20 protein-coding genes and 1 riboswitch are annotated in these 22,077 nt (G+C 49.2%); of the genes, 18 read left to right on the forward strand and 2 right to left on the reverse strand.

The window, feature by feature from the left end; translation table 11 throughout:
• Nucleotides 1-80: 80 nt before the first annotated feature.
• The 15 genes from DFR28_RS17125 (at nt 81) to DFR28_RS17195 (ending at nt 16,233) form a co-directional block, all read left to right on the forward strand.
• Nucleotides 81-1,595, forward strand: a complete 1,515-nt coding sequence (locus tag DFR28_RS17125; protein WP_113955617.1) for an amidohydrolase family protein — start codon at nt 81-83, stop codon at nt 1,593-1,595.
• Nucleotides 1,596-1,821: 226 nt separating this feature from the next.
• Nucleotides 1,822-3,192, forward strand: coding sequence for a glycoside hydrolase family 88/105 protein (locus tag DFR28_RS17130; RefSeq protein WP_113955618.1), 1,371 nt, complete (start codon nt 1,822-1,824; stop codon nt 3,190-3,192).
• A 77-nt stretch (nt 3,193-3,269) separates the two neighbouring features.
• Nucleotides 3,270-3,409, forward strand: a riboswitch (cobalamin riboswitch).
• A gap of 174 nt (nt 3,410-3,583) precedes the next feature.
• Nucleotides 3,584-5,398 carry a TonB-dependent receptor domain-containing protein gene (locus tag DFR28_RS17135; RefSeq protein WP_113955619.1) on the forward strand — a complete coding sequence of 605 codons (1,815 nt, stop codon included), beginning with the start codon at nt 3,584-3,586 and terminating at the stop codon, nt 5,396-5,398.
• Nucleotides 5,399-5,490: 92 nt separating this feature from the next.
• On the forward strand, nt 5,491-6,102 hold the full coding sequence (cobO, locus tag DFR28_RS17140) for a cob(I)yrinic acid a,c-diamide adenosyltransferase (RefSeq protein ID WP_113955620.1): 612 nt from the start codon (nt 5,491-5,493) through the stop codon (nt 6,100-6,102).
• Nucleotides 6,103-6,136: 34 nt separating this feature from the next.
• On the forward strand, nt 6,137-7,627 hold the full coding sequence (locus tag DFR28_RS17145) for a cobyric acid synthase (protein WP_113955659.1): 1,491 nt from the start codon (nt 6,137-6,139) through the stop codon (nt 7,625-7,627).
• Nucleotides 7,624-8,661 (forward strand): FecCD family ABC transporter permease, encoded by a 1,038-nt coding sequence (locus DFR28_RS17150; protein ID WP_211317039.1) that lies wholly within the window; start codon nt 7,624-7,626, stop codon nt 8,659-8,661. The genes DFR28_RS17145 and DFR28_RS17150 overlap by 4 nt, the downstream gene beginning before the upstream one ends.
• Before the next feature lie 3 nt (nt 8,662-8,664).
• Complete coding sequence (locus DFR28_RS17155) at nt 8,665-9,468, forward strand: heme ABC transporter ATP-binding protein (RefSeq protein ID WP_113955621.1); 804 nt, start codon at nt 8,665-8,667, stop codon at nt 9,466-9,468.
• 4 nt (nt 9,469-9,472) lie between these two features.
• Nucleotides 9,473-10,012 (forward strand): bifunctional adenosylcobinamide kinase/adenosylcobinamide-phosphate guanylyltransferase, encoded by a 540-nt coding sequence (cobU, locus tag DFR28_RS17160; protein ID WP_113955622.1) that lies wholly within the window; start codon nt 9,473-9,475, stop codon nt 10,010-10,012.
• Nucleotides 10,013-10,017: 5 nt separating this feature from the next.
• Nucleotides 10,018-10,959: an adenosylcobinamide-phosphate synthase CbiB gene (gene cbiB, locus DFR28_RS17165; RefSeq protein ID WP_211317040.1), complete on the forward strand. Its 942-nt coding sequence runs from the start codon at nt 10,018-10,020 to the stop codon at nt 10,957-10,959.
• Nucleotides 10,956-11,996, forward strand: coding sequence for a threonine-phosphate decarboxylase (locus DFR28_RS17170; RefSeq protein WP_113955624.1), 1,041 nt, complete (start codon nt 10,956-10,958; stop codon nt 11,994-11,996). The genes cbiB and DFR28_RS17170 overlap by 4 nt, the downstream gene beginning before the upstream one ends.
• A gap of 19 nt (nt 11,997-12,015) precedes the next feature.
• A complete protein-coding gene (gene cobT, locus DFR28_RS17175) occupies nt 12,016-13,053 on the forward strand; it encodes a nicotinate-nucleotide--dimethylbenzimidazole phosphoribosyltransferase (protein ID WP_113955625.1) in 1,038 nt (345 codons plus the stop codon).
• Entirely contained in the window at nt 13,053-14,003 is a 951-nt protein-coding gene (locus tag DFR28_RS17180) for a cobalamin-binding protein (RefSeq protein WP_211317041.1), read from the forward strand. The genes cobT and DFR28_RS17180 overlap by 1 nt, the downstream gene beginning before the upstream one ends.
• Nucleotides 14,000-14,791, forward strand: coding sequence for an adenosylcobinamide-GDP ribazoletransferase (locus DFR28_RS17185; RefSeq protein ID WP_211317042.1), 792 nt, complete (start codon nt 14,000-14,002; stop codon nt 14,789-14,791). The genes DFR28_RS17180 and DFR28_RS17185 overlap by 4 nt, the downstream gene beginning before the upstream one ends.
• A 1-nt stretch (nt 14,792) precedes the next feature.
• A complete protein-coding gene (cobC, locus tag DFR28_RS17190) occupies nt 14,793-15,353 on the forward strand; it encodes an alpha-ribazole phosphatase (RefSeq protein ID WP_113955628.1) in 561 nt (186 codons plus the stop codon).
• Between the two features lie 208 nt (nt 15,354-15,561).
• Nucleotides 15,562-16,233 carry a peptidoglycan-binding protein gene (locus DFR28_RS17195; protein WP_170132156.1) on the forward strand — a complete coding sequence of 224 codons (672 nt, stop codon included), beginning with the start codon at nt 15,562-15,564 and terminating at the stop codon, nt 16,231-16,233.
• A gap of 61 nt (nt 16,234-16,294) precedes the next feature.
• Here DFR28_RS17195 and DFR28_RS17200 read toward each other — a convergent pair whose 3' ends face one another.
• A complete protein-coding gene (locus tag DFR28_RS17200; protein WP_113955630.1) occupies nt 16,295-17,848 on the reverse strand; it encodes an AAA family ATPase in 1,554 nt (517 codons plus the stop codon).
• Nucleotides 17,849-17,967: 119 nt separating this feature from the next.
• On the opposite strand from DFR28_RS17200, the gene DFR28_RS17205 reads away from it, so the two are divergent.
• Nucleotides 17,968-19,734, forward strand: a complete 1,767-nt coding sequence (locus tag DFR28_RS17205; RefSeq protein ID WP_170132157.1) for a tetratricopeptide repeat protein — start codon at nt 17,968-17,970, stop codon at nt 19,732-19,734.
• 86 nt (nt 19,735-19,820) lie between these two features.
• Here DFR28_RS17205 and DFR28_RS17210 read toward each other — a convergent pair whose 3' ends face one another.
• Entirely contained in the window at nt 19,821-20,633 is an 813-nt protein-coding gene (locus tag DFR28_RS17210; RefSeq protein WP_113955632.1) for a PPK2 family polyphosphate kinase, read from the reverse strand.
• Between the two features lie 137 nt (nt 20,634-20,770).
• On the opposite strand from DFR28_RS17210, the gene ccmA reads away from it, so the two are divergent.
• Entirely contained in the window at nt 20,771-21,400 is a 630-nt protein-coding gene (gene ccmA / locus DFR28_RS17215) for a cytochrome c biogenesis heme-transporting ATPase CcmA (RefSeq protein ID WP_170132158.1), read from the forward strand.
• Nucleotides 21,400-22,065, forward strand: coding sequence for a heme exporter protein CcmB (gene ccmB, locus DFR28_RS17220; RefSeq protein ID WP_113955634.1), 666 nt, complete (start codon nt 21,400-21,402; stop codon nt 22,063-22,065). Before ccmA ends, ccmB begins: the two co-directional genes overlap by 1 nt.
• Nucleotides 22,066-22,077: the final 12 nt, after the last annotated feature.

Here is a 22,077-nt window from a genome sequence, read left to right on the forward strand (position 1 = left end):
CTATCGAGTCAGACGCAACCAGTACCGTTCAATGCTCAAATTAGCTCATTGCCAACTTAACCAGTAATGAGCCGATCACAATGAACCGAAAATTAATAAAGACATGGTCCCTCCGAGTGTTAGTCGCTTGGCTACTTCTCAGCGCCGCATCGCTATTTTGGGTAAATAACGAGCTTAGATATATGTATGGCGCCAACACGCCGGTAATCGATCACAATCAGTTCCAGTCTCCTCAGCAACTCACTGTTATTCAAAACGTCAGCGTGTTGGCAACGGACGGACTGAGCATGCTAGCCGGTCAAACAGTGTTAATAGATCAAGGTCAAATAGCAGCCATAGGCTCGAATATCGAGATACCCTCAGGCGCAGCCATGCTCGATGGATCGGGTAAATACCTAATTCCAGGCCTCATTGATTCACACGTTCACCTCTGGGAGAGCGAGAACGATTTATTGCTTTATTTGGCGAATGGTATTACCCACATTCGCGAAATGACCGGCACCTCAGACCATCTGGCCTGGCGCGAAGAAATTGACAATGGCCGCATGGGCCCCTCGTTATTCGTAACGTCCCCCAAACTAGTGACTCATGGGTTTTTCGAAGGTTGGTTCCATGCCCTAACTCGAGCCAGCGTCAATATACAACAACCAAGCGACGTGGCGTCCACGCTAGAGTCGTTGCGCGACAAAGGCTACGATGCCTACAAACTCGGCACCATGTTGACGCCGGAAAACTATCGAGCGATTAACACCAACGCATCCGACATTGGGGTACCCGCTATTGGACATTTCCCCATATCCATGAGCTTAGACGAGTTGGCAACCACCGAACAAGCTGAACTCGCTCACATCGAGGAACTGATGAAGCCACTAATGCGTGAATTTGGGAGCTTGCGCAATCAACGCAGCGATGAATTTTTGGCATACGTCGAAAGTCGCAGTGAACAGCTAATTGACGACCTGTTGGCCAGCGATATCGCCGTCACCAGCACCTTAATTATCAACGAGAGTTTCTACACCCAGAAATTTGATCTCGATGCGATGCTAGCAGAACAACCCATAGAGTATGTAAACCCCGGTGTGTTAGAAGGTTCAACAATGGCTGGACGTGGCTGGTTACAAGGAAATAACTTATATCAACTTGCACCGGACACTGACCCGAACGACATTCCCTTCATAAAACAATACTGGAAGACCTATGCAACTGCGCAACACATTTTGTTAAAGGCGATGGCTAAGCGCGGCGTCAAAATCATGGCTGGGACAGACGCCAATGTACCGGTAGTCGTACCAGGCTTTTCATTGCATCAAGAGTTAATAGCGCTAACCAAAGCCGGCTTAAGTCCAGCGCAAAGTTTACTTTCAGCAACCGCCGTGCCGGCTGATTTCATGAATAGCCATGCAGGCAGAGTCGCCGAGGGCTATCGCGCTGACCTGTTGCTGCTCAATAAAAACCCCTTGCAAGACATCAAAAACACCCAGACAATCGACACAGTAATAAGTAATGGCCGAGTTGTTTCACGCCGTCAATTAGATGCCATGCTGGACGCAATAAGGCAAGTGAATGACGACAATCGAAAAATAGATATCAAGTAGTTCAACTCAATAAAAGTCCGCACTAACAACGTTCCAGATCAACCTCAACTCCCTTCTGATTAGGTGAGTTTGGTCTGAAATGTTGGGCTAGTTACACAGTCGAAAGATTTGGTTTGTTGGATCACCTAGTTTGCTACAACGCCTTACTGGTTTGTGCTAGCAAACAATCGCTATTATAGTTGAGCACTAAAGCACCTGACTCTCTAGACCCTAAGGATTCCACGCTATGAATGCATGCTGCTCGTCACTGGTAATTTTCGTTAGTCTATCGCTATGTTTTTCTATTGCACAAGCTGAGCCTGCTGATGCAGCGCGTGTCCCTCACTATACAACCCCATATGTGTTACCCAGCGTTGACCAAATCAAAAAGCAGATAAACCGCGTTCGCACTTATTATGAGTCGAGCAGTACACAAACGATTATTAATTCAAGTTCGGGCGAGGAAATTACTGATTTTTCTGAGGTTATCCACCAAGCTGAAGTATCCGAAGGTTTGTCCAGTGAATGGTCATATACGCATGGTGTGGTGCTGTCAGCATTTGATTACATTGACGACGTCATTGATGATGAGCGCTTTGCAAAAAACAACACACAGTTTTATGACTTTGTTTTAAAACGACTCCCTTACTTCCAACAAAAAGCCAACCAATTTGGACCTATAGAAAAGATTGGCGTGTGGGGACGAATTCTAGACTTTCATGCGCTCGATGATTGCGGCTCGATTGGCGCTGCCATGATCAAAACCTACCAGAAAAACCGTAAGGATGAATACCTAGAGATCATTAATCGGACCGCCGACCACATTAGCAATAAGCAGTTTCGCCTAAATGACGGCACGTTAGCGAGGCATCGGCCGCAATATCAATCGATTTGGGCTGACGATATCTATATGAGCGTTCCATTTCTAGTCAACATGGGAGCGCTTACCGGTGAAACGAAATATTATGACGATGCGATTAAGCAAATACTGCAAATGGCCGAGCGACTCTATGTGCCAGAAAAGGAGCTATTCGATCACGGCTGGAGCGTAACATCTGGCGACTATGACCCGCGGTTCTACTGGGGACGCGCTAATGGTTGGGTTCTGATGTCGATGGCAGAACTACTCAGCATCGTTCCAGAAGATTACCCGCAACGAGATAAAATCCTGCACCTTTATCGTTCGATGGTTCGTAGTTTGGCCAACCTTCAACACGGCAGTGGATTTTGGCATAACTTGCTGGACCGGCCTGACACTTTTTTAGAAACATCAGCTACCGCAATGTTTACCTACGCAATCGCCAAGGGCATTAACGAGGGCTGGATCAATCATGTCTATGGGCCGGTCGCGCTGAGCGGCTGGAATGCGATCAACACTCGGATTCTCGACAATGGTGCGGTGGACGGCACAGTAGAAGGCACCACCTTTGCTCACGATAACGCCTACTACTACCACCGGGGTCAAAGCATTCACGCTGCGCACGGTTACGGACCAACACTGTATGCCGGCGTTGAAATGATCCGACTACTGAACAACGATAAACTTGATATCAGTGTTGCCGCCCCGAATTCAATCAATAGTACATTTCACTTTCGCTTAAAAAGCGAGTGGCCATAAAACCACAACCATTGAACTAAGCTCAGCTTAGTTTCTTTTTGCTACGGCGTAATTGACTTTGCTACTTCCAAGCCTATAATCCTCGCCAGAACTTAGGTCCCACCGAAAGTTGGTGGTTAAACTGGGAAGTTGGTTAAAATCCAACGCTGCCCCCGCAACGGTATTTAGCAACCTGTGTTGTTATTAGCCCGGAACCGGCCTAACGAGTGCTGTTGTCAATAGATCAAAGCTCTCAGTTCTAGACCGTTGATGGAGCGGAGGGCTACCATCCAAGGGCATGTTGCGCTGACCAATGTCGTTGCTGTTGTCATTGTGTTCAAAATATAGCGTCTCTCCTCCTTGTTTCCTCGCTTTATCACCTTAATCCGATTTCTTAACTAAGGTGTTAAAAATGATTTTTCCTTTAAAAAGCTCACTGGCTTTATGCTGTCTTGCAGTGAGCCCGCTAGCCTTTTCACAGGGTTCAAACGACCCAGCAATCGAACAAGTTCTAGTAACCGCCAAAGGTCAGCAGACCCTCGATAACGCGCTACATACTGCACATATTTTCACGCTAGACGATATCGAAGCCGCTCAAGTTAGCGATATTCCGGCGCTACTTAGTAAAATTGCTGGCATCAGTATTTCTGATTCAGGCGGTCGTGGCAGCGCCACCAGTGTTTTTGTGCGCGGAGTCTCCGGCTCACAAACCATTGTATTAATCGACGGTGTTCGAGTCGGCAGCGCCACCTTAGGTGCGGCCGCTCTCAATAGCTATCCGATCGAAGCGATTGAACGCATCGAAATCTTAAAAGGCCCGTTCTCTGGCCTCTATGGCGCCGATGCGGTGGGCGGCGTCATTCAATTATTTACTAAAAAAGGCGGCGATGGCCGTGGCGCAGTGAGTGCCACCATCGGTAGCAACTCCTTGTCTGAAGTAGACTTTGCATTGAGCGGCGCAGGTAGTAATTACAGTTTCCATATTGCGGGACACAGCGAAGACACCGACGGTATTGACCGCACCAGTATTCTCACCGAAGGCAATGATGACGAAGACGGCTTTGCAGAAGATGCGATTAGCATTGGTGGCCAACTACAACTCGGTGATTCCAGCACCATCGACCTTTCGATACTGGGCACTGACAACTTGGTGGAATTTGACAATACCTTCGGCGCAGACCCAGGCCTACAGACCGAGAATAGTACATTGAGCACGGCCTTAGCCTTCAACACTCAGTTAAACGACACGCTTAAGTGGGCCACCACGCTCGGATTAAACGAAGACGAAGCCATTACCAACGGGGCTTTTCCGTCGGAATTCAAGACCGACCGAAACAGCCTAGGTTCTGAATTCACCTGGGCAGCATCAGCGAGCACCATGCTAACTTTCGGCGCCGATTACTATGACGAAAGCATCACCTCGAGTAATGATTTTCCGATTACTGAGCGCGATAACATCGGAGCTTTCGCGCAGGTTCAGTCACTTGGCGAGCGGTTCGGAACCGTAGTCAGCCTTCGCTATGATGACAATTCAGCCTACGGCACTAATACTAATGGCAGCATCGCAGTTAACCTCAATGTAAGCGACGATATTCGCTTGATCGCCAGTTATGGCACCGCCTTTGTCGCGCCGTCATTTAACTATTTGTACTTTCCATTCTTCGGTAACCCAGACCTTCTCCCTGAAGAGTCTGAGAGTGTTGAATTGAGTATTGCTGGTAACCATGGGGCGGTTGATTGGCGCGTGTCTGCGTATCAAACCGACATTGAAAACCTATTCAGTTTCAACCCAGTGACATTTCTAGCGGCGAATGTTGGACAAGCTGAAATCAAGGGGGTCGAAGCTGAAATACGAACCTCAGTCGCCAATTGGGATGTTTCAATTCAAGCCGATGCTTTGTCAGCCGAAGATGTAGACTCGGGCATTGAACTTGATGACCGTCCGCAACGTAGCGCAAGTTTGACTGCGGCTAAAGAGATCGGGCCACTTAATCTACAATTTGATGTGCGCTCGGAAAGTCGTCGATTTGATAATAGAGGCACACAAATTTCAGGGTATGCTCTGCTGGACATCAGCGCCGTTTATCAAATCAGCGAATCAACTCGAATTTCTGCCAAAATAGACAACCTATTTGATAAGGAATACACACTAAATTTGATTGGCTCGAGCAATCGCTATAACACTGAAGGGCGTCATGCCAAGCTGACGCTGCGTTACAGCTTTTAGCTTAACTCACTGTGGCTGGCAAGCTGATTGCCAGCCGCAAAAATGCAACGTTGGGGCGATCAGCTTGCGCCCTAACCTAACTCGGCTTGAAAATGAACGATCAACAAGAGGAACAACGCCAGCATAAAGAGAAAATGCAGGCGCAAAAGAAAAAGGTCGATAGTGCCATTAAAGCAGCACAAATCGAACGTGGCGTAAGCATTCTGCTCACGGGTAACGGCAAGGGGAAAACTAGCTCTGCCTTCGGCATGGTATTTCGCGCCCTCGGCTACAAACAGAAGGTTGGCATTGTGCAATTCATTAAAGGTGCTCAGGAGTCCGGCGAAATTAATTTCATCAAAGACCACCTACCCGACGTTGAACTATTTCAAATGGGAACCGGCTTTACTTGGAATACACAAGATAAAGCGGCCGACATCCGCGCATCAGAAGCCACTTGGCAAGTCGCCGAAAAAATGCTCAATGATGCAACACTTAATTTAGTTGTGCTCGATGAACTTACCTACATGCTTGGCTACCAGTACCTTGATCGAGACATGGTGATTAACGCCATCAAAAATAGGCCCACTGAGCAAAGTTTGATTGTGACTGGGCGCGGTGGCGGTCGCGAATTACGCGAAGCCATGGATACTGTTTCAGACGTCAAAAACATAAAACACGCCTACAAATCAGGAATCAAAGCCCGCAAAGGTGTGGACTGTTAGCGTGACCCGCGATTTCACCAATTTCACCACGTTAATGGTGCAAGGCTGTACCTCTGACGCAGGTAAATCAGTGATGGTAGCTGGTATTTGTCGGGTACTGGCACGGCGCGGCGTTCAGGTAGCACCGTTCAAGCCTCAGAACATGGCATTAAACAGCGCAGTAACTGAAGATGGCGGCGAGATCGGCCGCGCTCAAGCGCTCCAAGCCCAAGCCTGTTATTTACCGGCGCGTACTGATTTCAATCCTGTTTTACTCAAGCCCTCTTCCGATACCGGCGCACAGGTAATCATCCACGGTCAGGCTATCGGTGCGATGCAAGCCACCGAGTTTCATGACTACAAAAAAGTGGCTATGAACGCGGTTCTGCAATCTCACCAGCGGCTACAAAACACTTATAGCGCGATTGTAGTCGAAGGCGCTGGAAGCCCAGCAGAAATCAATCTACGCAACGGTGACATAGCCAATATGGGCTTTGCCGAAGCCGTCGACTGCCCCGTAGTGTTGATCGCAGACATCGACCGCGGCGGTGTTTTCGCTCATTTAGTCGGCACCTTAGCCTTATTGTCAGAGTCCGAACAGGCGCGCGTGGTGGGATTTATCATCAATCGCTTTCGCGGCGATGTGTCGATATTGCAGCCAGGCCTTGACTGGCTAGAAGCTAAAACCAACAAACCGGTTCTCGGGGTTGTGCCTTTTTTAACTAATTTGTACCTCGATGCCGAAGATGCCATTTCGTCGACCCAAACTGAGATGGCTGACGACGGCTTAGCTGACAATATGCCACTAAAAGTGGTGGTGCCAGTGGTATCAAGAATTAGTAACCATACCGATTTTGATGCACTTCGACTAAACCCATCGGTCGATCTACAATTTGTGCCAATAAATCAAACGCCGCCCGCGGCTGACCTCATTATATTACCGGGCTCTAAAAGTGTCATTAGCGACCTCCGAAGCCTCAAGTCAAATGACTGGGATGCTCACTTAAAACGTCATCTACGATATGGTGGCAAGCTTATTGGCATTTGCGGCGGCTACCAAATGCTCGGCCACACCATTAGCGACCCCAGCGGTGTAGAGAGCGACCAACCTGCCGATCACGAGTCTGGCTTTGGCTTGTTAAACATACAAACTAAGTTAGCTCCACACAAACAGCTAAAACAGGTTCAAGGCCAATTTATCAACCTCGGGAACGCTCCAGCGAGATTCCAGGGTTACGAAATCCACTGCGGCACCACGACCAGTGATGCTGAGCCGATGCTACAATTCGAAAACGGTGAAACTGCCGGCTCAATCAGTCCCGATCAGCTTATTTTGGGTTGTTACATACATGGCTTGTTTGACACACCGTCGGCGTGCGATGCACTGCTAAACTGGGCCGGCGCCCAACACGGTAATGCGGTCGATCTGGATGTGATTCGGGAGCAACAACTCAACCGACTCGCTGATTGCTTAGAAGAAACATTACCAGCGACATTCTGGTCAAAGTTTGCAGGTAGCGGCAATCTAAGGCAGGACACCGCATGAATATGCTGTCAGCCATGACCCGCCGCCAACTAATGATGCTTTGCATGCTGGCCTTGCTGCCCCTTAGTTTTCTAGTGGCGCTAGCATTTGGCACCATTGCTATTCCAATCGGTGACACGCTGGCTATTTTATTGGGTCAAGATGATAATTCACGATCTAGCTTGGTGATAGAACAAATTCGTTTACCGAGGGCAATTTTAGCGGCGTTTGTCGGTGGCTTACTGGGCATAACCGGAGCAACCACACAAGGTTTGTTTCGCAACGCATTAGCCGACCCGTCATTAATCGGTGTTACCGCCGGCGCATCAGCTGGGGCGGCAATTGCAATTTTTGGCGCCGCCGAACTTATTGTATTGCAAGGCTTCGCCGGACTCGGCGTGGTATCACTTGGCGCCTTTATCGGCGGTAGTTTTGCGGTCATCGTAGTGTATATGTTAGCCACTGATCGGCACGGCACCTCAGTTGCAACCATGCTGCTGGCCGGTATTGCCATTACCGCGATCGCAGCCAGCTTGACCAGCTTGCTAGAATTCTTCGGTGACGATGAAATGCTCAGGCGAATCAGCCTATGGCGAATGGGCGGCCTAGATGGCGCGAACTACCAACGGGTAAGTATCGTAGCCTTATTTGGAATCACCATTTTTGTATTACTTCCACGTTATGCAACCGCCTTAAACGCACTATTACTAGGTGAGTCCGAAGCCCGTCATTTAGGTTTATCGGTACAGCGCATCAAAATTCAGCTCATTCTATTGGTCGCGGTTGGCGTCGGCATATCCGTCGCTTTAGCCGGCACCATCGCGTTTATCGGCCTTGTTGTGCCGCATATAATACGCCTATTAATCGGCCCAGATCATCGCTATCTACTACCATGCTCGGCAGTTGGCGGAGCAATATTACTGTTGCTTTCAGACACCGTTGCGCGCACGGTGCTTGCGCCCATTGAACTACCCGTCGGTCTGGTGACGGCACTGCTCGGCGCACCATTTTTCATCTCATTATTGCGTCATCGCCACCACTTTGGAGTGCGTTAAGCTATGGCTCTTCTGCGTTTGAATAATGTGTCTATCACCAAGCCTGGCGCGTCGCGATCCAGCAACGGTAGTGCCGCGCAGCTTATAGTCGACTCGGTAAGTTGCGAGGTAAATGCTGGTGAAATATTGACCATCATTGGGCCCAACGGTGCGGGTAAATCGACTTTATTAAAAGCCGTTGCTGGGGACTTGCCCTACTCTGGAGAAATCGAGATCACAGGCGTTTCTAGTAATGCACGACACCGCGCTCGGCAAATTGCCGTCCTGCCTCAACTTAGTTTGCTGAACTTTCCTTACCGCGTGTCCGAGGTTGTGGGTTTATCACGCATTCCACATCGCACAGGGCTAAAGCGTGATCAACAGATCATTCAACAAGCTCTGCGCTTAATGGACATCGACTATTTGGCCGAGCGACTCTACACCGAACTATCTGGCGGAGAAAAACAGCGGGTCCAACTAGCGCGTGTATTAGCACAGATTTGGGACCAAGACGATGCCGATAATGGCACACGCTTATTACTTCTCGATGAGCCAACCGCCGCACTCGATTTAGGTCATCAACAACAGTTGATGCAAGCAATTCAAACCTTTGCTAAACAAAACGTTGCAGTCTTAATGGTACTCCATGACATCAATTTGGCGGCGCATTACTCAAATACTCTGCTGGCGATGCTGTGCAGCCAACGAATTGCTTTTGGTAAACCTAGCGACGTGGTTAATCCGGCCATTATTCAGCAATTGTTTAATGTAGATAGTACCGTGATACCGCATCCAGAAAACCAGACCCCCGTGGTCATCGGCATCTAATTTCATGTCATACAAACACTTAATCTTAGGCGGAGCTCGGAGCGGCAAAAGTCGCTATGCTGAGCAATGTGCAATACAGGCCGTAAACCAATCACAAACTGATCGATCACTTAGCTATATTGCGACCGCTAAAGCCGGTGACGCTGAAATGGCAAACCGCATTGCGGATCATCAAGCACGCCGTGATGCGCGCTGGCAATTAATTGAAGCCCATACCGATCTCGCCGACGCTCTCTCGTCAACAGGCAGCAATAGTGTGGTTTTAATCGACTGTCTGACCTTGTGGCTCAGCAATTGCCTGCACCAAGAATGCTGGCAAACTGAACGAGCTAAATTTTTAAAATCAGTGTCTGAATGCGAGCAATCCGTGATTATGGTAAGCAACGAGGTCGGGTCAGGCATTGTTCCACTCGGTGAACTCAGTCGCGAATTCGTAGACCAAAGTGGCTGGTTACATCAGGAATTAGCTCAGCGCTGTAGCCAGGTTGACCTCGTGGTTGCTGGTTTACCCTTGTCTTTAAAGCCAAACACCGCCGGCCAATGATAGCTGTGACCACCATTTTGGCTCTGCTACTCGACCAGTGGCTAGGCGAACCACGGCGTTGGCACCCATTGGTAGGTTTCGGTCGAGCCGCGTATTACCTAGAAAAAATATTTAATCGCAGCGGCTCCGCTCATAGACAATTTATCAACGGTATATTTTGTCTACTGATTTTGCTGGTGCCGGCGGTTGCGCTGATAGCCTTTATCCAACATAAGTTGGTGGTTTATTCACTGACAATCACTGTGCTATTTGACATCGTCGTGTTGTATTGGGCCATCGGATTGAAAAGTCTGACGCAACATGTACAACAAGTCGAAGCAAACCTAAGTACTGGCCAATTATCATCAGCGCGGCAAGCACTTGCACTAATCGTAAGTCGAGACACATCACAACTGGAGGCCACGGACATTGCCGCAGGCGCTATTGAAACTACGCTGGAAAATGGCTGTGATGCGGTCTTTGGCGCACTATTTTGGTATCTAATAGCCGGTGCACCGGGAGTAATAGCGTATCGACTTATCAACACCTTAGACGCCATGTGGGGTTATCGAACCAAGCGCTATGAATGGTTCGGGAAATCGGCTGCCGTGCTCGACGATATCGCCAACTACGTCCCGGCTAGACTCACTGCGTTAAGCTATGCCCTGTGTGGTAATACAAAACTCGCAATTATTAGCTGGCGACGCTTTGCGGCAAAGTTAGATAGCCCCAATGCCGGCCCAGTAATGTGCGCCGGCGCAGGTAGCCTAAATCTCAAACTCGGTGGCGACGCTGTTTACCAAGGCCAACTCAAAACCAAGATCGAATTTGGTGGTGACCGACCGCCCCACCATTCGGATATTTCCGCCAGCATTGGCCTACTCAATCGTGCAGTCTGTGCAGTTTGCCTATTGCTTGTCGTGATCAGCATTGGCTTACCCATAATCAACAGTGGTCTGGCTCAATGAACAAAATGCAGCACACAACACTCCGGCATGGTGGAGACCTGCACACCGCTATTCAACGTTTTGGTGGCGACGCGTCAGACTGGCTAGACTTATCTACCGGCATTAGCCCATGGTCATACCCTGTTACCAATATTCCGAACCAAGTTTGGCGCGAATTACCGAGTGAAACCACCTCGTTTCGTGTATCCGCCGCACACTACTACCAATGTGCCGACGCACAACTACTTGCCACTCCAGGGTCACAGCTCGCAATACGATTATTACCAACCCTAATTAAACCTGCGCACCGCGTAGCAATTCCGACTTTAGGCTATCAAGAGCATGCGTTAGCCTGGGCCAGGGCTGGTCATACACTAGTTCGATACAACTCCATCGATGCCCTACGCAGCTTGACCCACACAAAACAAATCGACTCGGCCGTAGTCATTAACCCCAACAACCCCACTGCCGAGGTCGCTGCTAGGCAGCAGCTACTAGAGCTCGCGGAACAGCTGCCAGGATTACTTTTGGTCGACGAAGCCTTCGCCGATCTAGACCCCAGCCAGAGCCTCTGCCAACACACATCGCTAAGCAATATTATTGTGCTTCGTTCAATCGGGAAGTTCTTCGGCTTGGCCGGATCACGGGTCGGTTTTTTAATATCAGACCACCCTGTTACAGCCGAACTTTCGGCACTCTTCTCGCCTTGGTCTGTCAATGGGCCAGCTTTGTATGTTACCGAATGCGCACTCAGTGATCGACAATGGCAAACTATGCAACGCACTCGCATCATTCAACAAGCTCAGCAGCTAAACGACCTTTTGGCGCTCTTAATCAGCCATGACGACAGCCATATTGACTTGTCGTCGCATGGGCTATTTCATACTCTGCTTGGCTCACCCGAGTCGATTAGCGCGATTCATCGTGCTCTGGCGACAATGCACATTTGGACACGACTCGGTGACATTGATGATCAAGGCCTGCTGTGGATGCGTTTTTCGCTGCCTGGTGACCATTTAAACAGACTTCGTAACGCACTCGCTGAATTCCATCGCTAAACGCCCCTTAGGATAAAACATGACTTCACACTGGTTCCAACAACCCTGCCCAACCATTGATCCGGCTATGACAGACAGCGCACAACAGCGCCAATTGAATTTAACTAAGCCAGCTGGGTCGCTGGGTCGCCTAGAGGACCTAGCGGTATCGTTTTGTGCTTGGCAACAGACCCTAGCACCCAAACTACAGAACATTAAAATTGCGATTTTTGCCGCTGATCATGGCGTCTGTGCACAGGGAGTATCTGCGTTTCCACAAGAAGTCACTGCCCAAATGGTGCTCAATTTTGTGCACGGTGGAGCGGCTATCAGCGTGTTGGCAAAACAATTAGATGCCCAATTCGAGGTAATCAATATCGGCGTAAACACAGCGCTACCGGATTCCCCAACACTGGTTAATAAGCCCATACGACTCAGCACCTCAGACTTATCCGAAACGGAAGCGATGAGCCATTCTGAATTACTGCTGGCGCTATCAATTGGGCGCGAACATGCGGCAAAAACAAACGATCATCTATTTATTGGCGGTGAGATGGGCATTGGCAACACGACCGCAGCGTCGGCTATCTTCAGCCTACTATTGAATCTGGCCCCAAGTGAGACAGTTGGGCCAGGCACCGGTGTCGACGCGAATGGCATCACGCATAAACAGTTGGTAGTGACAAAAGCTATTGCACTCCATGCACCGCATATCCATAACGAGCTCGATGTACTTGCACGCGTCGGTGGGTTTGAGATCGCCGGATTGGTCGGAGCCTACATCGGCAGCGCACAACGTGGCGTGCCGGTTCTTATAGACGGCTTTATCACCACCGCTGCCGCGCTATTGGCCTGTCGAATTAATCCCAGCGTGCGCGACTGGCTGGTCTTTGCACACCGATCAGCCGAGCCAGCCCATTACCGCGCACTGCAAGCACTCGACGCAAATCCCTTACTAGATCTGGGAATGCGACTTGGCGAAGGCAGTGGTGCGGCCATCGCCGTGCCGATAATCGCAAGCGCATTAAACCTACACAACCACATGGCGACGTTTGACAGCGCCGGAGTAAGCTCCTAATGACTAAGTATGCTCGATCATTCAAATCAATCATGTTCATAAGAATCGCGTTTGGTGTGGTTGCCCTGTTGGCTGGCTGTACGCCATCTGAGGAGGACATTACCGCACCGCCGCCACAGTCGCCTGACTCAATTTCGGTGACTGATTCAACCGGAGCGCTAGTAACGCTCCCACAAGCTGCACAACGCGTCGTGGCACTCGCGCCGCATATCGTCGAAAACCTATTCTCCGTTGGGGCTGGCGATGAATTAGTTGGTGTTGTCGCTTACAGTGATTTCCCTGAAGCTGCAAAAAAATTGCCTCTTGTCGGTGGGTATTCCAATACTAACCTTGAGAAAATTGTTGAACTAGCACCTGACCTAATCATCGCCTGGGAGTCTGGTAATGCCAGCGACGGTATTAACCGACTGCGGGAACTTGGGTTTACAATCTATCTAGATCAACCTGACAACTTAGAGGACGTTGCCAAAAGCCTACGCGACTTTGGAATACTGACCGGCCACGCCGAGCGCGGCGAATTAGCCGCCACTGACTTTTTACAAAAAATCGCTGCCGCACGCGCAGCCACCAGCAACAAATCGACTGTCAGTACCTTTTATCAAGTATGGAACGATCCACTACAGACCATTAATGGCAGTCACATTATTAGTGACGCAATTGAACTGTGTGGCGGGCAAAATATTTATGCCGACGAACCCATGGTCGCGCCAGTTATCAACATAGAATCGATTATCGAACGAGATCCACAAGCAATCATCGCTAGCGGCATGTCCAGCTCGCGCCCCGAATGGCTGGATGAATGGCAGCAATGGCCATCGCTCACCGCCGTGCAACAAGATAATCTCTTTTTCGTCGACCCCGACCATATTCAACGCCACACGGTTCGGATATTGCTCGGCATTGCCGCAATTTGTCAGCAACTCGACAGCGCTCGCGAGAAACAAAAGTGACCAGCAGGCTTCAGTACGAATGGACACTATTCACGTCAGCACTAATGTTCTACACCCGTATTCCGGTGCCTTCTAATAGCCAACATTCTGCGCAGATCCTAAACCAATCACGCAAGTACTTCCCGGCAGTCGGCTGTCTGATTGGCGCTATCGGTGCAATCACTTATGCCTTTTCGATGCCGCTGTTTTCACCACTGCTCAGCGTAGCACTATCAATGCTCGCCACTATTATTGCGACCGGAGCATTTCACGAAGATGGGCTTGCCGACAGTTGTGACGGTTTAGGCGGCGGCTGGCACACAGATCAAGTACTGACCATCATGAAGGATAGCCGAATCGGCACCTACGGTACTATCGGACTAATCGCCGCTCTGGGAATTAAATACTTAGCGTTGCTAGAGCTGGCGAGTCATGCCCAAATCGCTCTAGTTGCGCTTGTATTGATTACGGCGCACAGCTTAAGTCGGCAGCTTGCCTCATCAACGATTGAGCGCTGTACCTACGTTCAAGATATCGATCAAAGCAAAGTTAAGCCAGTCACTGATCGACACCTATCATCAGCGGCTATTAACGTTAGCCTGATTAGCACTGGTATCCCGCTGCTAATACTGACAATCATTGAGCCGTTTGCAGCTATTACTGCAGCCTTGAGTGCCGGCATCGCGTCACTGTGGTTTACCCGCTACTGTAATCAACGTATTGGCGGCTATACCGGCGACACCTTGGGCGCTACACAACAGTTGTCTGAGTTGAGTTTTTACCTCGTGTTTATCGCTTGTCTCAGCTGACATGAAAATTCATCTAATTCGACATACCCAGGTGGCAGTCGAGCCAGGCATTTGCTACGGCGACTCAGACGTCGAGTTAGCGACAACGTTTGAGCAGGACGCCAACGCGGTGTTAGCCAAACTACGTTCGGATTACGACGCTGTTTATTCAAGCCCGTTGCAACGCTGTGTGCGGCTGGCAAAACACATCAATGGTGATGAGTATTTTTATGATAGTCGCCTGAAAGAATATAATTTTGGCGACTGGGAACTACACGCTTGGAACGATTTACCAAGATCCAAGACCCAGAGTTGGATGGACAACTATGTCGAACAATCAGCACCTGGCGGCGAATCGATGTTGCAAATGCATCAGCGTGTGATTGAGTTCTGGTCCGAACTATTGGCGAATCGACATAAACATGTAGCCGTGGTCGCGCACGCAGGAATATTGCGATTAATTCACGCACATATATTTGAGGCGCCCCTAACGCAATTATTTAGATTGCAACTCGACTACGGCACCGTCATTGAAGTCTGTTATATTCGCGACAGCAATTATCAAACTCTGAGAGTTATATAGATAGGGCTATCAGACGTTGCCGATAATTGTCATGCTTCACAGTTAAATGCAAATACGGTATAAAGAACGTGGGAAAGGGTACACTTATGTTTTTGATAGGTAGTCAGTTAGCTAAGGCGTTTTGGTTATCAATTTAGTTATCAAGAGTGCAGTGCAAGGGTTGGATAAATTTACTCAATTGAACCAACATCTTACTAACGGTATGACAATGACTATTTTATTAGCCGGTTTATGTAATGAACGGGCCATCAGTAAATTACGTCGATTAGTGTGCGTTGGGCGCAGATTCCTAACAGTAGCATTGCTATTGACTATTTTGGCTGGTTGCCAACTGACCAAAAAACCACAGCCGGTTGAAGCTCCAGCACCTGTTGCTGCTCCGGTGGTCGTAGCTCCGATATACAGCTCCGCTCCAATCAAGGCTGCTCCGCGCACCTTGTTGAAATTCGCCCAGACCGCACTGAAAAAACTTGGCTATTCAATTGGACGCATTGACGGTATCTGGGGACCACGTTCAGCCCAAGCAGTTCGCGATTTTGAAAAAGACCGTGAATTGTGGAGCGCCGACGGCCATCTATCAGAGTTAAATTTGCACCACCTCGCCGAAGAGTCAGGACTTACCCTTGCAACTTTTGAGAGCGAGAAGAAACCCGAACCAGCAGGAATTGCTCGCAAACTAAGAGGCACTGCTGCGCTTGCCAAAGGTCCACAGTTGATTATCGTCGAGCGCGTGTATCAAGTATTCGCTAAGCCAAACCCGTACTCCGCGACGTTAACCAAATTAGAACCCGGCACTGGAATTTATGTCGTCGCTAAGCAACAAGGTTGGTACCAAATTGAATCAATGAACCGCATAAAGGGCTACATTAAGGCCGACTAAAACCCAACCAAGCTCGCCTATCACGAGTTTTACGCTTAATGATGCAGTACAGTTAAAACCGCTAAACTGGCGTGGTGCGCCCTTCTGCCCACATACGCAGACCCTGCACTGATTCTCGCATTAACACCGACAATGGCTTAGTTTGGTTGGCCAATGCCAGCAACACTTCCAACGACACCGGCGCGCGCTGCTCTATAAGCTGGTACATTGCCGACACAACCAACTGCTCCAACTCTGCTCCGGAAAAGCCATCAGTTGCCTCAGCCAGTGCTTCTATATTTTGCAAATCCAAGGTTTGATCGCGTCTTTGCAGGTGCAATGTGAGTATCGCCACACGCTCCTCAAGCACCGGTAGATCTACAAAAAACACTTCATCAAAGCGCCCCTTGCGCATGACCTCTGGCGGAAGTTGATCGACATTGTTCGCTGTCGCTACCACAAACACGGAGGTCTTCTTCTCTGCCAACCAAGTAAGAAACGTGGCCAATAGTCGACGTGAAATATCATCCGAAACAGACTGCGCAGACAGGCCCTTTTCAATTTCATCAATCCAAAGAACACACGGCGACATGGTATCGGCGGTTGCTAACGCAGCTCGAAAATTGGCTTCGGTCTGGCCAACGTACTGATTGTAAATACGACCAAAATCCAGATGCAATAAAGGCAATTGCCATGCACCAGCAACCGCTTTGGCCGCAAGACTCTTTCCGCATCCTTGCACACCAATCAATAAAACGCCTTTTGGTATATCCCCAGTCGGTAAAGCCACCTCACCAACAAACACCTTTTCACGTAGTGATAACCACTGCTTGAATCCATTAAACCCGGCAATTTCCGCCAAATTCGGGTGATCCAACTGCAAGGAAAGCACGCTATTTTGATTGAGCAAGTCGAACTTTGCTTGCGTTACCTCGTTAACATCAGACGAGTCCAGAACTCCATCATTCCAAATCGCTCGATGAGCCATTTTTTCGGCCTCAGCCAGTGGAATGCCTTGCAAGGCATCAAGCAACTTTCCAACTACCGCACGACTCTCCATTTTCAGTGACTTACGCTGCGACTCAGCCCACTCATCAGCCAAGCGAGTAATCAGTGATCGCAAAGCCGACTTACTCGGTAGCGGCAGGGTAAACTTGCTCGCATAGGGCGCAAGGTCATCCGGTAATTTCACTTTTTGCGACAACAAAATCAGCGTATGTTGAGGGCAATTTAATACCGTATCTTTGATATGCCGAATAGCAACAGGCTCGTGCAGGTAATGGTGAAAATCAATTAATATGTATACACCAGCCTGATGGGTACTTTGTATTTGACCAAACAGTTGATTGACATCTTTGTTTACCGTTTGCGCCACATAGCCGTCTGCTAAGCGTAATAAGCCTTGCGTAACAGTCCATTGAAAATACGCTTTCGAAGCACCGTCAGACAGACGACGAAAGCCCGTCATCATGCTGGCCTCTCGCTCCGTCTCCACCACGATCAATCGCCGACCCGCGTCAATCAGTAACTCCAAATCATGCATTGATTCCAATCGAGTCTCTCCAAAGCTCATTTTGTTAGACATTAGACCAAAAAATGCCGGAATAGCACCAAGCACTTGGTCAGATTTAAGCACGTATGTTTTAAATCTAAAGCCTTATGGTACTATACTACGTCTAATAAAATCGGTGCGCGAGTGATTCGCCATACAACCGAATAATGCCCCTAAATCAGCCTGATTCAAAGCCAACCACTATGCCGTCCAAACCATCTAGATCAGAAATTGAATCGGCGCTATCGGGTCAAAATGAGCGACGTAAGCGCGCCACTAAAAAGTCGGCTTCGCCTGAGCTTGAACTCGACTCAACGCCCCGGCGCAGACAAGTAATCGGTGGTGATTTGACCGGCGTTGCTGGCCGACCAAAACCCAGCATCTTAAGCCGATGCGCCGACCTAGGACTGCCCTATTGGATTGGCGTCGCATTAGTCGCTTTAATCTTACTCGCATTCTTCTGGCCCAAGTCTGGCGACTCAACGCGTGAAGTTATTCAAGCCCAAGCGCTGACCCAAGAAGCATTAATAAGCAACATCGAGCCGATTCCAGGCTCAGAACAACCCGTTGTTGCCGAAAACCCTGTGTTTACCCGTGACAGCGATGCCGACAGAGCCGAAGCATTTCGTGAGCAAGAGTCCGAAGACCGACAAATTCGTAGTTTAATCAAAAAGGCCGAAGCACATATCGCCAAAGGCGAGTATACCGAGCCCAAACAAGGTAACGCAGCGCAAAGCTATTTAGCCGCGCTGGCGATCAATCCGACTAACAGCGAAGCTAAAAGCGGTTTAAATGATTTGAGTGATCGTTTTCTTACCGCCGGATTCGGAGCGCTCGAAAACGACAACGAAGCATTGGCCAAAGCGTCTTTAGCACGTTTGAAAAAAATTGACGGATCATCCGAACAAACCAGTGAGCTGAGCGATGCCATTGATGGCTGGCAATCACAAAAGAAAATTGAAGAACTCCTCTCTAAGGCAAACACCGCCTTCGAAGCGGAAGCGCTGATTTTACCGGCCAGAAAAAATGCACTGTATTATTATCGAGAGGCATTAGCGGTAGACGAATCAAATCAGGCAGCACTGGCTGGCATTCAAGATATTGCCGACCTGTATATCGCACGCGCCAATGCCGCGGTTGTCGAAGGAAAATATCAAGCGGCCGCGGCTCACCTTGCAACGGTAAGTGTGATTGACCCCAACCACGCCTCAATCCAATTAATTGAAGCGATGTTGGAAAATGCGACTCCAATAGCCGCCCAAATACCGCCCGATAACACCGACCCTTATCCAGTCAAAGCGGACGAGACTCCAGCACCGAGCAACGAATCCACCGATTCGACCATCGCTTCTGACACAAATACCAGCACTAACGCAACTGAACCGCCCGTTCAAGACATTGATATTGATACCCCGCTAACGATCCCTGCCACGCAGCCAAGCGGTGAGAAAACTCCGCCACGGCTAGCAAGCGAGCAAGCGGACTTTGACCGCCAATACCTCAAACAAGGACTCGAAGCCTATTACAAAGGTGAGTACGATACCGCCGCCGCGCTACTCCAACCACTGGCTGACAAGGGGATCGCACGAGCGCAGTTCCGCTTAGCCTATATGCATTACCTCGGACGAGGCTTCACGGCCAACCGACAAGAAGCCGACCGCATGATTCGCGCCGCACTGCCGGCGATCCGCAAGTTTGCCGAAGAAGGTCGAGCTTGGGCTCAATCTGACCTTGGCAGTCTCTACGAAGATGGTTTGGTGTTGGCGCGTGATTTTGCTGAAGCCGTTTATTGGTACCGCTCAGCAGCAGAACAAGGCTACCCAGGAGCGCAGACCAATTTGGGCATGATGTATGTTCGAGGCCGAGGAGTCACCACTAGCCGCCGCACCGCAATCGAATGGTTCCAGCGCGCGGCTAAGCAAGGTGACAGTGTTGCAAAAAATAATCTCGAAGCTCTGGGCGTAAATTAAGCCGGTTATACATTCAGCCCAGATCGTTGATCTGGATTCAGCCTTTCGTTACTAGCTTGTCAACGAAAGGCAATCTGGGCCACGCCTTAACTAATTGAATCGACGGTATACACTGTTGGATCAAAATCCGGTTCAGGATATTGTGGGTCCATTGCCTTAAGCGTATCTCGCAGCACGCTGGCGATCATCACGTCGCGATATTTTCGGTTCTCCGCGGGCACAATATACCAAGGCGCCTCGTCACTTGAGCACCGACCTATTGCTGATTCAAAGGCGTGCATGTAGTCAGACCATTTAGCCCGCTCATCCAAATCGCCTGGATTAAATTTCCAGTGTTTATCGGGGTTTTCTAAACGGCGTTGGAAACGTTCGAGCTGATAATCTTTCGATATATTCAACATGAATTTAACCACTTTGGTGCCGCGATCAGCTAATAAACGTTCAAAATTATTAATGTGGTCATAACGCCGCTCTATAGTCTCAGCATCAGCCCATTGATGCACTTTGACAATCAGCACATCTTCATAATGTGACCGATTAAACATAGTCATTTCACCTGATTTAGGGGCCGCCGCATGGATGCGCCAAAGAAAGTCGTGGCCGGCCTCCAAGGTGCTTGGTTTTTTAAAACTCTTAACATGACAACCGTGCGCACTCAGTGCCGAGGTTAGTTTGCCAATAGAGCTATCTTTACCGGCCGCATCCATAGCCTGAAACACCACCAACAATGATTGTTTGTTTTCAGCGTAAAGTCGCTCCTGCCATTCAGCAAGCTCTAACCATAACTCTTCTCGAAGCTCTTTTAAGTCGTCGTCTTTGACACCACCGTCATAGTCGGTTGGGAGCTTGGCAAGTTCAAAAGAAGTAGGTGTCGCTACGCGAAACTGATCGAAATCCATAGAGTGAGTCTCAGTGAGTAATTAGCAAGACAGAGTTTGTCTTGAGTTGCGGTTAAAGGGGATGCAAGTACCCCATGGTATTGGTAAACTGCCTGCTTTGCAAAACCAACCTATTCGACACGGAACTTCCTGCGAAAATGCTTGAAACCACAACTTTGTTGGTTGAACGATTACGTTGCGTGCGGGGCGAACGTGAGCTGTTCTCAGACTTAACTTTCTCAGTGAATGCTGGTATGTGTTTACACGTACTCGGCGCTAACGGAAGCGGCAAGTCCAGCTTATTGAGAATTCTGTGTGGTTTGCGACGCGCTGACGAAGGCGAAGTCTATTGGCAAGACCAACCAATTGTGGGCAACACCGAGTTTCTCGCTACCTCCGGCTTCATCGGGCATACCGATGGCTTAAAGAGCGAATTAACCGCTATTGAAAACCTTCGTTGGTATCAGCATCTGGCCAATCAAAAAGGCGAAGACGAACTGGATGACTGCCTCGAAAAACTTGGCATTCTGCGCTGTGCAGACTTAGTCACTGGGCAATTATCGTTTGGCCAGCGACGACGACTCGCATTTGCGCGCTTATTGCTTGCTCCCCAGAAGTTGTGGATCCTAGATGAACCATTTACCGGCATTGACGTGAACGGCCGCAAGACCATCGAATCGCTCTGTGTGGCGCACCTACAGGCTGGTGGATCCATCATAATGACTCATCATCAAAGCCTTGAAGGCGGCGCCTTGAGTGCTTATCGCACCGAGCTGAATCTACATTAATGAGCACACTCTCACTATATTTTTTACGCGAATGGAAACTGATGTTTCGCAACACCAGTTCGCTAATTCAGCCACTTGTATTCTTTGTTATTATCGCCTTACTATTCCCGTTCAGCCTACCTGCTGAGTCTGCCCTACTACAAAAAATTGGCGGTGGTGTTATTTGGGTATCGGCGGTACTTGCGACGCTGTTAAGCCTTGAAAGCATGTTCTATACCGACTACATCGACGGTTCTCTAGAGCAAGCGTTAATCCATCCCCGCTCAGTAACTCTAGCAATGCTCGGCAAGGTTTTGGCTCAATGGACCGGCACAGGCTTGATATTGTCGTGCTTTTCGCCATTACTCTGCCTGACTTTCAATATACCTAGCAGCCAAATTTGGGTATTATTCGCAAGCTTAATATTGGGGACTCCCAGTCTTACTTTGATTGGTGCAATTGGTGCCGCATTAACGGTTACCTTACGCAGAGGCGGAGTGTTGATCGCCATCATCATCTTACCGCTGTATATTCCCATCTTAATTTTTGGCGCAGGCACGTTAACCCAAGCTGCGCAGGGATTACCGATTGCCGGCCAGCTGTATGCACTTGCAGCGATCTTGGCATTAGCATTAACGCTCGCACCGTTTGCCATAGCTGGCGCGCTACGAGTCACAATCGAATAACAACAGGCTACT

Origin of the sequence: Arenicella xantha (assembly GCF_003315245.1) — a bacterium.
In the GTDB taxonomy this organism is placed as follows: Bacteria; Pseudomonadota; Gammaproteobacteria; order Arenicellales; family Arenicellaceae; genus Arenicella; species Arenicella xantha.

Bases quoted from the DNA above. Each gene is read 5' to 3' on its own strand.
- DFR28_RS17125 (WP_113955617.1), top strand. From the start codon at position 81: ATGAACCGAAAATTAATAAAGACATGGTCCCTCCGAGTGTTAGTCGCT.
- DFR28_RS17130 (WP_113955618.1), top strand. From the start codon at position 1,822: ATGAATGCATGCTGCTCGTCACTGGTAATTTTCGTTAGTCTATCGCTA.
- DFR28_RS17135 (WP_113955619.1), top strand. From the start codon at position 3,584: ATGATTTTTCCTTTAAAAAGCTCACTGGCTTTATGCTGTCTTGCAGTG.
- cobO (WP_113955620.1), top strand. From the start codon at position 5,491: ATGAACGATCAACAAGAGGAACAACGCCAGCATAAAGAGAAAATGCAG.
- DFR28_RS17145 (WP_113955659.1), top strand. From the start codon at position 6,137: ATGGTGCAAGGCTGTACCTCTGACGCAGGTAAATCAGTGATGGTAGCT.
- DFR28_RS17150 (WP_211317039.1), top strand. From the start codon at position 7,624: ATGAATATGCTGTCAGCCATGACCCGCCGCCAACTAATGATGCTTTGC.
- DFR28_RS17155 (WP_113955621.1), top strand. From the start codon at position 8,665: ATGGCTCTTCTGCGTTTGAATAATGTGTCTATCACCAAGCCTGGCGCG.
- cobU (WP_113955622.1), top strand. From the start codon at position 9,473: ATGTCATACAAACACTTAATCTTAGGCGGAGCTCGGAGCGGCAAAAGT.
- DFR28_RS17170 (WP_113955624.1), top strand. From the start codon at position 10,956: ATGAACAAAATGCAGCACACAACACTCCGGCATGGTGGAGACCTGCAC.
- cobT (WP_113955625.1), top strand. From the start codon at position 12,016: ATGACTTCACACTGGTTCCAACAACCCTGCCCAACCATTGATCCGGCT.
- DFR28_RS17180 (WP_211317041.1), top strand. From the start codon at position 13,053: ATGACTAAGTATGCTCGATCATTCAAATCAATCATGTTCATAAGAATC.
- cobC (WP_113955628.1), top strand. From the start codon at position 14,793: ATGAAAATTCATCTAATTCGACATACCCAGGTGGCAGTCGAGCCAGGC.
- DFR28_RS17195 (WP_170132156.1), top strand. From the start codon at position 15,562: ATGACTATTTTATTAGCCGGTTTATGTAATGAACGGGCCATCAGTAAA.
- DFR28_RS17205 (WP_170132157.1), top strand. From the start codon at position 17,968: ATGCCGTCCAAACCATCTAGATCAGAAATTGAATCGGCGCTATCGGGT.
- DFR28_RS17210 (WP_113955632.1), bottom strand. From the start codon at position 20,633: ATGGATTTCGATCAGTTTCGCGTAGCGACACCTACTTCTTTTGAACTT.
- ccmA (WP_170132158.1), top strand. From the start codon at position 20,771: ATGCTTGAAACCACAACTTTGTTGGTTGAACGATTACGTTGCGTGCGG.
- ccmB (WP_113955634.1), top strand. From the start codon at position 21,400: ATGAGCACACTCTCACTATATTTTTTACGCGAATGGAAACTGATGTTT.